This window comes from Methanohalophilus halophilus (genome assembly GCF_001889405.1).
GTDB lineage: Archaea > Halobacteriota > Methanosarcinia > Methanosarcinales > Methanosarcinaceae > Methanohalophilus > Methanohalophilus halophilus.
On record NZ_CP017921.1, the window covers coordinates 1564632 to 1576938 of the forward strand.

15 protein-coding genes are annotated in these 12307 nt (G+C 38.6%); 9 read left to right on the plus strand and 6 right to left on the minus strand.

Features of this window, described 5'->3' with window-relative positions; genetic code table 11:
* The first annotated feature begins 2 nt into the window (after positions 1–2).
* A complete protein-coding gene (locus BHR79_RS08115; protein WP_072561856.1) occupies positions 3–1049 on the plus strand; it encodes a succinylglutamate desuccinylase/aspartoacylase family protein in 1047 nt (348 codons plus the stop codon).
* 93 nt (positions 1050–1142) lie between these two features.
* Entirely contained in the window at positions 1143–1256 is a 114-nt protein-coding gene (locus BHR79_RS10735) for an ATP-binding protein (RefSeq protein ID WP_268766012.1), read from the plus strand.
* A 195-nt stretch (positions 1257–1451) separates the two neighbouring features.
* Here BHR79_RS10735 and BHR79_RS08125 read toward each other — a convergent pair whose 3' ends face one another.
* On the minus strand, positions 1452–1787 hold the full coding sequence (locus BHR79_RS08125; protein WP_072561857.1) for a hypothetical protein: 336 nt from the start codon (positions 1785–1787) through the stop codon (positions 1452–1454).
* Between the two features lie 432 nt (positions 1788–2219).
* Here BHR79_RS08125 and BHR79_RS08130 point away from each other — a divergent pair, with 432 nt between their 5' ends.
* Both BHR79_RS08130 and BHR79_RS08135 read left to right on the plus strand, forming a co-directional pair.
* Entirely contained in the window at positions 2220–2882 is a 663-nt protein-coding gene (locus BHR79_RS08130; RefSeq protein WP_072561858.1) for a phosphoribosyltransferase, read from the plus strand.
* A 2-nt stretch (positions 2883–2884) separates the two neighbouring features.
* A complete protein-coding gene (locus tag BHR79_RS08135; RefSeq protein ID WP_072561859.1) occupies positions 2885–3547 on the plus strand; it encodes a dienelactone hydrolase family protein in 663 nt (220 codons plus the stop codon).
* A 540-nt stretch (positions 3548–4087) separates the two neighbouring features.
* Here BHR79_RS08135 and BHR79_RS08140 read toward each other — a convergent pair.
* On the minus strand, positions 4088–4432 hold the full coding sequence (locus BHR79_RS08140) for a PRC-barrel domain-containing protein (RefSeq protein WP_072561860.1): 345 nt from the start codon (positions 4430–4432) through the stop codon (positions 4088–4090).
* 232 nt (positions 4433–4664) lie between these two features.
* Here BHR79_RS08140 and BHR79_RS08145 point away from each other — a divergent pair, with 232 nt between their 5' ends.
* The 3 genes from BHR79_RS08145 (at position 4665) to BHR79_RS08155 (ending at position 8894) form a co-directional block, all read left to right on the plus strand.
* Positions 4665–6374: an ATP-dependent DNA ligase gene (locus BHR79_RS08145; RefSeq protein ID WP_072561861.1), complete on the plus strand. Its 1710-nt coding sequence runs from the start codon at positions 4665–4667 to the stop codon at positions 6372–6374.
* Positions 6371–8083: a DNA polymerase/3'-5' exonuclease PolX gene (gene polX, locus BHR79_RS08150; protein WP_072561862.1), complete on the plus strand. Its 1713-nt coding sequence runs from the start codon at positions 6371–6373 to the stop codon at positions 8081–8083. The genes BHR79_RS08145 and polX overlap by 4 nt, the downstream gene beginning before the upstream one ends.
* A gap of 592 nt (positions 8084–8675) precedes the next feature.
* Positions 8676–8894 (plus strand): amphi-Trp domain-containing protein, encoded by a 219-nt coding sequence (locus tag BHR79_RS08155; protein WP_072561863.1) that lies wholly within the window; start codon positions 8676–8678, stop codon positions 8892–8894.
* 358 nt (positions 8895–9252) lie between these two features.
* Here the strand turns inward: BHR79_RS08155 and BHR79_RS08160 are convergent, their stop codons facing one another.
* Positions 9253–9690 (minus strand): universal stress protein, encoded by a 438-nt coding sequence (locus BHR79_RS08160; protein ID WP_072561864.1) that lies wholly within the window; start codon positions 9688–9690, stop codon positions 9253–9255.
* A gap of 225 nt (positions 9691–9915) precedes the next feature.
* Here BHR79_RS08160 and BHR79_RS08165 point away from each other — a divergent pair, with 225 nt between their 5' ends.
* On the plus strand, positions 9916–10428 hold the full coding sequence (locus tag BHR79_RS08165; RefSeq protein ID WP_072561865.1) for a flavodoxin family protein: 513 nt from the start codon (positions 9916–9918) through the stop codon (positions 10426–10428).
* Positions 10429–10500: 72 nt separating this feature from the next.
* Here the strand turns inward: BHR79_RS08165 and BHR79_RS08170 are convergent, their stop codons facing one another.
* Positions 10501–11022 (minus strand): C-GCAxxG-C-C family protein, encoded by a 522-nt coding sequence (locus BHR79_RS08170; protein WP_072562355.1) that lies wholly within the window; start codon positions 11020–11022, stop codon positions 10501–10503.
* Positions 11023–11180: 158 nt separating this feature from the next.
* Here BHR79_RS08170 and BHR79_RS10550 point away from each other — a divergent pair, with 158 nt between their 5' ends.
* The gene (locus BHR79_RS10550; RefSeq protein ID WP_157198648.1) at positions 11181–11339 is read left to right on the plus strand and encodes a hypothetical protein; all 159 of its coding nucleotides are present in this window, start codon (positions 11181–11183) and stop codon (positions 11337–11339) included.
* Positions 11340–11413: 74 nt separating this feature from the next.
* Here the strand turns inward: BHR79_RS10550 and BHR79_RS08175 are convergent, their stop codons facing one another.
* Positions 11414–11920: a gamma carbonic anhydrase family protein gene (locus tag BHR79_RS08175; protein ID WP_072561866.1), complete on the minus strand. Its 507-nt coding sequence runs from the start codon at positions 11918–11920 to the stop codon at positions 11414–11416.
* The gene (locus tag BHR79_RS08180; RefSeq protein WP_072561867.1) at positions 11920–12201 is read right to left on the minus strand and encodes a hypothetical protein; all 282 of its coding nucleotides are present in this window, start codon (positions 12199–12201) and stop codon (positions 11920–11922) included. The genes BHR79_RS08175 and BHR79_RS08180 overlap by 1 nt, the downstream gene beginning before the upstream one ends.
* Positions 12202–12307 lie beyond the last annotated feature (106 nt).

Consider the following 12307-nt stretch of genomic DNA (forward strand, 5'->3'; position numbering starts at 1 on the left):
TGATGCAACAACCAATAACAATAGCAGGGAATACGATCCAGCCAGGAACAAGGAAATCCATCGAATTACCGATTCCCAGCTTTTATACTCATACATCGGCTTCAATGCCAGTTCATGTTATACATGGACGCAAACCTGGCCCCTGCCTACTTGTATGTGCTGCTATTCACGGGGATGAGATTAACGGTGTAGAAATTATTCGCCGTGTCCTTGCACATAAAACGATCAATAACCTCAAAGGCACTCTTATTGCCATACCAATTGTAAATGTATTTGGTTTTGTTTCCCAGTCTCGTTATTTACCGGATAGGCGAGATCTGAACCGCTCTTTTCCGGGTTCTAAAAAAGGTTCAATGACATCCAGACTTGCAAATATCTTGATGGAAGAGGTAGTAGAGCATTGCAGTCATATAATTGATCTTCATACCGGAGCTGTTGCCCGGTATAATTTACCTCAGATACGTGCATGCCTGGTAGATGATACAGAAACAGAAGCTTTAGCCCGTGCTTTTGAAGTACCGGTCATAATTAATACGGAACTGCGTGATGGCTCTTTGCGTGAAGCTGCTCGTGAGAAAAATATACCTGTTCTATTGTATGAAGCAGGTGAAGCACTTCGTTTTGACGAGGTCGCAATTCGAGCAGGTGTAAGGGGTATACTTGGAGTTATGCATCATTTAGGTATGAGGACAAAGGCCAGAAAAAAGAAAGGGTATGAGACTGTCATTTCCAAATCAACGCAATGGATCAGATCTCCTAATAGCGGAATATTACGTTCGATATCTCCTCTGGGGACGTTGGTCAAAAAAGGAGACTTACTGGCCTATGTAGGTGACCCTCTGGGTGAGGTTGAAACAAAAGTTATGAGTTCAATTTTTGGGATTGTAATCGGAAAAACAAATCTGCCGCTGGTTTATGAAGGAGATGCTATATATCATATTGCCAGATACCCAGAAGCAGAAGAGGTTTCTAATTATATAGAATCATATCATGATGAACTTGATCCTCTAAACGATGAAATAGCAGACAAGAATAATTCCCTGGCATAATTGTTTGGCTTTAAAAAATCGATTTTCTTTTTTATCAGCAATGATCCTGGTTACCTCTTTTTAATGGTATGTCCATAATTTGGAGGGACCGGTCTGGGACTTGCCCTTGTCAAAAAATATGTAGAAATGCATGGTGGAGATATCTGGCTGGAAAGTGAAGTTGATAAGGGTAGTATCTTTACCTTCACAATACCTGCTAGTGTGTAATTCTTAGAGATTAATTTATAGTGTTATTTTAAGATTAGAAAAATGCATGGATTGCTATGCTCACAATTTGCATGGCCTAAATACAATATCTGCTAACAGGAAAATTAGAATGCGATGGCTGCTTTTCCAGGATAGGCAAATTGGTACAAAAAGCATTGAAAATAAAATTGAGAAATATTTATTGTCGGGATTGGTTTAATTCCCGGAATGAATAATGGAAATATTTTTTCTGTATGAGAAAAACCGACTATTGAATATTATTGGTGTGGATGCCAGTGCAATTATTATCATTGCCCATGCACAGAGCCCTATTGCTGCGTATATCGGAGACTGGAACATTTCACCGAACATGGACGGCTCGATTATGATACCAGCAGATCCCAGGGTCTGAACCATTTTCAGACCTGTATTTGTAAATATGTGCCAGAAAAATATAGATGCCACCAGTAACATTCCTGCTTTTGCTGTAAGATAACATGCTGGATTGCTTTTGAATGTGCCCTTTCCGGAGTTTTTGCTTTTTCGGATCATGATTTTCCACAGATACTTCCTATACAATACACTAGGATTCGCATCTATATAAAAAAATCCGGATTCATTAATTATGAACAATATTATTCATGAACAATTTAGCAAATTAACAACATATTTTTTATTGTTGTTAATTAGTAGTTAAAATAGAAATTTCATTTAATTTTAAATTGGTTTCTATTGTATAGATTTCACTGTTCCTTTACTTTATCGTAACCCACCTTGCCATTCACACGTCCAAAAAAACTATGGTTTTAAATTCCATAAGTATGGAGTGTGTTAACAAGAATCATTAATAAGAATTTAGGCTAACCATTCCGTCCGGTTCTAATTTGAAAATGTTTGCAGTTGTAATATTGCAGTTTCTCTATGAGACGGAAAATTCATAAATAGCTGTGTCACCCACATCAATATGGGAGTTGAGGGTAGATTATGCCAATATTCAAGAATAGGATGGATGCCGGGCGCAAACTGGCTGGCGAATTAGGTGAGTATGCAAACAGGAAGGACGTTATTTTGCTTGCCCTTCCCAGGGGTGGAGTACCGGTTGCATATGAAATTGCAAAACAACTGAAAGTACCTATGGACATTTTTCTGATTCGGAAACTCGGTGTTCCTGGGAACGAAGAACTGGCAATGGGAGCTATCGATTCAGAGGATGTCCGTGTACTGAATCAAGATATAATCAGGTCTTTTGGTATTTCCGATAGAACGATTGCCAAAGTTGCAGCTGAGGAACGTAGAGAGCTACATAGAAGAGAACGGCTATACCGAGGAGATCGCAAACGTCCAGAATTAAAGGGTCGTACTGTAATTTTGATTGATGATGGTTTGGCTACAGGTGCCACTATGCTAGCTGCAGTTAAAGCATTGCGTTCCAAAAACCCATCAAATTTAGTAATTGCTGTCCCGGTTGCTTCCTTAGATACATGTAGGGCTTTTGAAAGGGAAGTTGACGATATAATCTGTGGCGCCACTCCGGAACCTTTCTATGGGGTAGGTGCCTGGTATGAAGACTTCAGGCAGGTAACCGATGAGGAAGTCTGTGATATGCTGGAAAAAAGTATGTCATTACAAAAACCAGAGGAGGACTAAATATGGTGGTTAATGAAATCCAGGAAACTGTACGTATCCAGATGGATTCAATAATCCTTGAAGGCGATTTGGAAATTCCTGAAGATGCTCAGGGATTAGTGATATTTGCCCATGGCAGTGGAAGTAGTCGACATAGTATACGTAACAAAACCGTTGCAAAAATGCTGCGGCAGAATAAAATGGCCACACTTCTCTTTGACCTGTTAACTCCAAAAGAGGAAGAAATAGACAATGTTACAGCACACTTGAGATTCGATATAGACCTTCTTTCTGAACGTCTGATAGGAACCACTGATTGGGTTCTCCAAAACCCGGCTACAAAAAATTTGAATATCGGCTACTTTGGGGCCAGTACAGGCGCTGCAGCTGCTCTTAGTGCAGCCAGTAAACGTTCAGACAAAATTGGTGCAGTGGTTTCCAGAGGAGGCAGACCTGATCTAGCAGAACACGAACTTCCTAACGTAGAAGCACCTACACTCCTGATAGTTGGGGGGAAAGATTATCAGGTTATAGAGATGAATCGTGAGGCATTAAAAACTTTAAACTGCAAGAAAGAACTCCAAATCATCCCTGGGGCTACTCATCTCTTCGAGGAACAAGGAGCACTGGAAGAGGTCGCAAAGATTGCAGGAAATTGGTTTCTTGAATATTTAGTCACAGACTAACTGAATTTCCTTCTGTTGCAGGTATAAGAATATTTTTCTTGACCTGCAATTTTCCTTTACATATTTGAATATAAGAACATTGCAGATATTGAATAACAATTCATAGTAGATTTCTTTGTCCAAAAAACACTCTAATAAAATTGGTCCGTTAGTTATTTAATTATGGAACAAACTCCTATATTTAGGAGAGTGGTGGGTATGAAACTCTCCTATTTACCAAGCCAACCGTTTTTAGAGAAGGAGCGGTTGAAAGGGTGGTGGTACGAAAGTGGGAACATTATAGCATCGATGTTCCCACTATTTCATAATTCCCTTTAACTAAATGTATATAGTATTATTCTAAAGTTTGCTTTTTGAATAAGAAAAGAGTAATTCTAATTATTCAGTTGCTACTATTCAAAGTGACAGGGCTAAGGCTATTTTTGTATTTGTCTGTAAGAAACTTATAGTATTTCACGTATTATTGAAACACTGATTTTCTGATAGGAAAACAAAGTTAAGGTGAGAAGTACTTATCCAATATAAAACTTAACTGGGAGATTATTTCTCCCAGTAAGGAGCAAATCCATATTTTGAATAGACATCCGTCAGCCATTTGCGCTCATTGGACAAAGGCCAATTATCTTTATCGAATCCTTCCGAATCTTCAAGCAGCGACCTGTCGTGATGAAATACAAACCTATGCTCGCCTTCTTTCAGAGACAATGCTTCCCAGGGAACTGCAAACAACTTGTCCTTGAAGGAAAGGGCTGCGTAGGCAACCGTACCAAAGTCAAGGTCAATCATCAGTTCTTCTATATGGCCAATGTCTTCACCGTTTAAATCCTCTACTTTGTCTTTTTCTATTGTACTTGCTGACAAAAATTTAGGTACACTTCCGTTCATATTTCCCACTCCTATTAAACGAAAGGCATGCGAGGAGAATTTATTATGATTACTGATACCTGCGGTTAAACCAAAATGAAACAAATTCTTCCACCACAGCTACGAATCAGCCCCATACCTTCCATACATTTTTTTTCTTTTTGATGATTGTTAAAAGTATCGCCTATAGAGCCATCTAAAACTATTTCTGGTAGTAAACACAAGGTTATACAGGATCTTTTAAGGTGTGGGCATGGAGTCATTTCGGAAACTTGTGGAACTTTATGAAGAATTAGATAATTCCACATCTCATAAAAAAATAATTGAATTGCTGGCGGAGCATTTTCAAGATCTTGAGCCGGCAGAAGTGAAAATAACTGCATATCTTGCACTGGGTACAATCGGTCCCCGGTTTGAAAAAATTGATCTGGGAATTGGAGATAAATATGGTATAAAGGCCATCTCCCAGGCCTACGATGTGGATAAGGAAAAAGTAGAGATCGCATTTGGGAATCAAGGAGATCTGGGGGATGTGGCCTCTGTTCTTAATGAGAGACAGCGAAGTTCACTTACACTCAAGTATGTTTTTCAGCATTTTGTGCAGATAAGGGACGTTTCTGGAAAGGGTAGTCAAAAAAGAAAGATAAATTTACTCGCAGAAGTTCTGTCAAAGGCCAGACCTTTGGAATCCAGGTATATTATGCGTATTGCACAGGGAAATCTGAGACTGGGGTTTGGCGAGAAATTTCTTCTGGAAGCTCTGGCTCTGGCTTTTACAGGTTCCCGGGAGAATACAGCTAAAGTGGAAGATACATACAATATATGTACTGATATCGGTCAGCTCGGCGAGTCTCTGGCAAAACACGGGATGGGTTCGTTGGGAAAGTTTTCCATTAAAATTGGCAGACCTGTCCAGATGATGCTAGCCAGCAGGGTAGATAGTATGGAGGAACTGAATGAGAAATTCTCCACAACTATGGCAGCCGAGGAAAAATATGATGGAGAAAGGGTTCAGGTACATGTGGACGGGGATAATATAAAGGCATTCTCAAGACGGTTAACCGATATTTCTGAACAGTTTCCTGACGTCATTGAGGCTGTTCGCAATAGCGTAAAAGCTGAAAAAATTGTCTTGGATGGAGAAATAGTTGCCTATGAGGAAGGGGAGTTTCGCCCCTTCCAGGAACTTATGCAGCGCAGGCGAAAGTACCGTGTTAAGGAATATGTAAAAAAAATCCCTGTTACCGTTTTTTTCTTTGATGTTATATATCTCGAGGGTAAATCTCTGATGAACCGGTCTTATCCTGAAAGAAGACAAGTTTTGGAAGAAAATCTCGTAGAGACAGAAAAAGTAAAACTTTCAGGTCGGGTTGTGAGTGCAGATTTCTCCCGGATACAGCATTTTTTCGATGCTTGTGTGGAAAAGGGAATGGAAGGTATAATTATCAAGTCAGTAAAGGCTAAATCCACTTACAGGCCGGGAAAACGAGGTTGGTTGTGGGTTAAGTGGAAAAAGGAATATATCGAAGACGTAAGAGAAACCTTTGATCTGGTGATTGTTGGAAGTTATTATGGTAAAGGGAGGCGCAAAGGTTCATTTGGGGCATTGTTATGTGCTGTGCTAAATGAAAGCGAAAAAAGGTATGAAACTCTGGCTAAAGTAGGTACGGGTTTCAAAGATGAAGACTTTGCGGAAATCAACGATCTTATAAAAAAATACTCCGTTGAAAAACAACCTGTTAATATCCTTATAGACAGTAATATGCAGCCAGATAAATACATTAAACCAGCTGTTGTCATCGAAGTAATTGGATCGGAGATTACTTCAAGCCCCTCTCATACGTCAGGTCAGAAAAATTCCGGGAATGGATATGCACTACGTTTTCCACGTTTCCTTAGAATAAGGTATGACAAAGGCCCAGAGGATGCAACTACAGTTGAAGAGGTGAGGCATCTGAAATGATCAATCGGGATATAGCCAAACTGCTCTATGAGATTGCGGATATATTTGAATATAAAGAAGTAGAGTGGAAACCTCGTGCATACCGCAAAGCAGCCAGAAAAATAGGGGATATGAGGGAAGACATCTCAGGACTCTACGCAAAAAAGGGCAGGGAAGGACTGGAAAACATTCCCGGTATTGGAAGCCGTATTGCAGACCACATTGTTGAATATATTGAAACCGGGTCTGTGGAGGAATTTAGAAAGATCAGAAAACAAACTCCCAGGGGTGCTAGTAAGATAATAAAGATTAGAGGGCTTGGTCCTAAAAAAGCAAAAAAACTCATGGATGAACTCGACATACAATCAATACCCGATCTGAAAGAGGCAATTAAAAATCAGGAGATCCGCAAACTTGAAGGTTTCGGAGAAAAGACTGAAGAAAATCTGGATAAAGCAATTTCCCAATACGAAAAAAGCCATGAACGTATGCTTTTACCAAAAGCAATGGATTTGGCTGAAGAAATTATATCCTATATGGAAGAAAACACTACCCTGAAGAAAATAGATTACGCTGGATCCCTGCGGCGGATGAAGGAAACGATTGGGGATATAGATATACTGGTTGTTGCTTCGGATCCTGAAGAAGTCATGGATGCCTTTGTCAATTTTGAAAATGTGGACGAGGTTGAATCCCGGGGTAAGACACGCAGTACAATAATATTGCAAAACGGCGGTCATGTAGATTTGAGAGTTGTTCCAGAAAGTAGTTATGGAGCAGCATTACAGTATTTTACAGGCTCAAAGGACCATAACATCGAACTGAGAAACCTTGCCCTCTCGAAAGGCTATAAGCTTTCGGAATATGGATTGTTTAAAGAGGATTCCAATAAAAAGATTGAAGGAAGAAAAGAAGATAGAATTTACGGAAAACTGGGCCTAAGTTTCATCCCGCCGCAACTGCGGGAAAACAGGGGAGAGTTGGAATGTGCAAAAAATGCACTTCCTTCACTGGTGGAGTTAGAAGATATCAGGGGTGATCTGCATGTCCATACTTCTTACAGTGACGGGACGGATAGCCTCAATTCTATTATCACCCGGGCCGATAAATTGGGATATGAGTATATTGGTATAACTGATCATTCCAGATCCCGCAAGATCGCAGGTGGGTTAGGGATCGATAAGGTAAAAGATCAGTGGAAAGAAATAGATGGCCTCCGCGATGATTTTGATATAGATATCCTGAAAGGTATTGAAGTGGATATCCTTCCTGATGGAAGTTTGGATTGTCCGGATGACATTCTTGAGGAAATGGATATTGTAGTGGGATCTATTCATTCCGGTTATAAGTCTTCCAAAAAGAAAATGACTGAAAGGATAACTACTGCCCTGCAAAATGAATTCCTGCATGTGCTGGGCCATCCTACAAGCCGCAAGATCGGTATTCGGGAGGCATATGCTGTTGACCTTGACAAAATATTCGAAACAGCGGCAGAAAACGGTAAACTTCTGGAAATAAACAGCCAGCCGGAAAGGCTTGACCTTAACGACAACCTGATTTTACATGCCAAAAAATATGACCTTAAGTTTTGTATCAGCAGTGACAGTCATTCCTCCGCACAACTGGATTTCATGAAATACGGTGTAGGACAAGCACGTAGAGGATGGCTTACAAAGGATGATATTGCTAATACTTATTCATTGAAAGAACTGAAAAGATTAATTGGCTGAAAGTTGTAACATCTTTTCCAAATCGCCCATAGTTTCCGAGTATGGATATTAGAATTATTGCTAAAGCAGGCCAAAGATAAAACTACTGTTTCAGCTCTTAAACAAGTCAAAGTGTAAAGAGGATTTGAGAGCAAAGGGGCCCTTACCCAATGCTCTCAACTCATGCCCCACTCCTCTTTTCAGTCGCAACCCCTATTACGACTGGTTTTGGTGAGAGTTCCCTTTACTCTCACTCCAAATTCATAAATGTGATCGTTATATAAATACAAAAGGGTCAGAAATATTGTATGCACTTAGAATTTTCAATGACATTTTAATTGATTTTTATGTATGTTTAGACCTTAATTAAAATCGACAATAGAAAAATGTGTATACAATGTTATGCCTTCAATTGTAGTTAGGGAGGCTTATGGCGGTAATTCCTTTTTCTTGTATCCTCAATATCACTCATATTCTTCAATATATCAGGTTTTATATTCTATCTTTTGGGTACAGCATCGAGGATTGATCTCCCGATTATTCTTACCAACGATACTATATATCAAATTATGTCAAATATTATATGCCGATTATTCAAACTTGGAGTGGGAATATGACAGAACCAGAAAAGGAAATTGAAAAGAATTATTCATACAATAAACAGGAAATTATTAAATTCCTGGGTGACTTGAAGAACCAAATTGAGGCTGGAAGAATAGAGATTGGACAAGAACATGTTGAGATGCCCGATGGCAACATGGACGTAGAATACGGTTTCAAAATTGAAAAAGGACAAAAAGAGATTGAAATAGAAATAAAATGGAAGAAATAAAAAGATAATAGTACTTTTGGAAAACTTACATATAAGATTGTTGTATATTGATGGGCAAGGAAATAAACTACATCAGGTGTTATAAACTCCTTTCATTGTGGTCTGGTGGTGGATAAAAACAATTTTATCCTGCATAATTAACCTGCCCATCACTATATCTATATGGTTTTTTTTGGGATATAAGTAGCGGAACGAAGAGTTCTGAACTTTCTTATCTATTCTAAGGATAGCTTAAGATTTTTTGCTTTAATATTGCTGTTGAAAAGTGAGACACGATAGTTGATTATAACTAAAAAGTGACTAAAAAAATAAGATGGAGAAACTCCATCTTTGCATTATTCATAGTTTGTTTGCTTATTTATGGGACTACCATCACAGATGTTTCCGCATGACGGACGACATTTTCTGCTACACTTCCCAATAAGAGCTGGGTAAGACCTGTTTCACCCAGTGTCCCCATTACGATGAGGTCTGTATTGTTCTTCTTAGCAAAGTTGACAATCCCCTCGGATGGATGTTCTTCAATGGTAACTGGTTCTACTTCGACTCCAGCTGCTTTACCCACTTTTACAACATATTCAGTGGCTTCCTTGCCCTCTTTTTCTAAATGGGTGCGTGTTCCTTCAGCCCAGCTTTCTCCGCGAACTGCAGCAGAAACACCAACTGGTGGTATGACAAATAGGGCCTTGACCTTTGCATCGGTTGATTTTGCAAGATCTATACCCCAATCTACCGCATTCTTTACATTCTCAGATCCGTCAGTAGCAATTAGTATATTTTCAATTTTCTCACTCATGATTTACCCCCATTTATTATACAGAGAGATAGACCTATATACTTTTTGGTCAAAAGATTGGTAAATTTTGTTAAAAGAAAATATATATTAACACAGTGTATCTTTTCATTCTTTCTTATGATTATAAATGAGTTTTTCTATACATCGGATAATAATGTGTATAATCCAAAATGAATTATATGATTGGTAACTAATGATTTGTGGGACTTAGTGGGGTACGAGTAAATGAAAGTATTAGTAACATATATAACCCGGACAGGAAATACAAAGAAAGTTGCAGAAGCAATTTATGATGAGATTGATGAACAAAAGGAAATGAAACCATTAGATGAAGTTAATAGCCTGGATGGTTACGATTTAACTTTTATTGGTTTCCCGATTAATCAGTTATATCCACCAGAAAAAGCGCAGAAATTTTTAAACAATCAAACATCTGGTAGAGACAGTGCTTTGTTTATGACTCATGGAGTACCTGAGGGTACAGGATTGATATTGGATTGGATATCTACAGCTAAAGAAATGGCATCAGGGGCAAATATTATAGATATTTTCAATTGTCAGGGTAAAGTTGCCCGGAAAGTACTGGATATTCTACAGAACTCTGATGATCCGGAAATGCGAGCTTTTGCTAATATGTGTGTTTTGGCCAAAGAGCAGCCAGACAGAATCAGGTTGCAAAAAGCGCGTGAATTTGCAAGATCGATTGTCTCTCAGAAAAAAGGATACATAGCACCATAATATTAAATTTATCTGTATTTATTTTTAGGTATTGTGCTTTATTACTACTTTATAGATTTAGTACCTTTATTTTCATAGGTTTGGTTCAATGCCTTCATCCAGCAAGACTTTTGCCGTCCATTTCGCCGCATTTCCCGTTACACCTGGGCATTTATCATCATGCCCTCCAGCTTCTTCAAAAGCTTCAAATTCCTTTGGATCCCACAGATTATAGGAATTTCCAAATACTTCTTTTTGGATATCGTTACAGATAATACTACCATATTCATCAATGAATTTTTCTCTAACTCCCTTTGATAATCTAGATGAATCCATCCAATCCGCAACATCTCCTTCGCCGAACTGATCCCTTTTTCTACCGAAAAAGGCGCTAATAGCCATCATAGCTCCACTATATCCACCACAGGTCCCATCACCATCCAGTGCACCTCCACCAGCAAGGGAATGGGATGCCTGGATCACTTTATCATCTATTCCACCAAAAATATCCTGTATTGCTGAAAGAACTGCTTGAGAGCAGTAACCATATTTCCTTTCGTACTCAAAACCTTTATCGTAAGCTTTGTCTAAAATTTCTTGCTCATTATCGACCATGAAATACCCCTTTTCCATGTAATACTGGTCTTGGCGTGTATATGAATATTTTCCTCTTAGCTTTGAGTTACTGAATCAGTGTAATAAAATACTATATTGGTTTGGCAAAAAACGGCTCGGCAGATAATTTTGTAAGTTTTAAAGTAAGGAAAAGTTACATGGTTATGCGATTAAAACCTGAAGACTCCGAAGATATCGAAAACGAGCTTCTTGAATCAGGTTTAGACCTTATGGATTACAACCGTAGAAGCGAGCTTCAGAGAATCCGGTTGGTAAAAAAGGATCTTGTAGATATGAAGAAACAATCAGGAAATTAATGCAGATGTCCTACGACTATGTTCATTTATGATACAAAATTGCACTTTAGGTGTTGATATCTCCTTAGGAGATATCATTGCTCTTTGTATTCTCTCATAATTTCGATGTAAGATGCAGCATTTTCTTCAACCATCTTTATATCTTTATCGTTTGCTTCCCTTCTAATTCTTCCCGGGATTCCTGTAATTACATTTGCAGGCCCATATCTTTTTCCGGGTGCTACGAGTGCATTGGCACCAACAATTGAATTATCGCCTATTTCCGCACCTTCAAGTACAGTTGCATTCATACCTATAAGCACATTATTTCCGATTTTACAACTATGTAACACTGCTCCGTGGCCAATACTGACATTATCACCAATTTCGACCATTTTGGACGAGTCATTGTGGATTACCACATTATCCTGGATACTGGTCCCCTTTCCTATATTTATTTCATTCATGTCCGCACGTATTGTGGCATTAAACCAGATACTTGAGTCCCTGTCAACCCTGACATTTCCTATGACTTCCGCAGATTCTGCAACAAATACACTGTCATGTATTGTCGGCCCTTTACCCCTGAAATTTCTTATCATTATCTCACACCATTCTCTCTTACATGTATAGCCAAATTTACTTTCCACACAGATTTGTCCACTATGTATTTATACATATTTTTTGAAGGGAAATCTTTTCCCATATTCCTGACAAAGAAAATAGATTGCCTGGAAATGTTTCCGGAATAAGTCATTAGCTCCAGATGTTTGTTTTCATTATTTACAGTATATTTTCCGGCTGCATCTATGTTATCAAAAATCAGGATATTTCCAGGAATGGACAATACTGCTTTTCCAAAAGGATAATTGTATCTTTTCATATCATATACAATTTTTTAACAACAAAATATTGTTGGTATCCCCATTTACCATTGTTCTCTTCCTGAATATAAGTATGCTCACTATTCAATACTTATTTTTGGAATT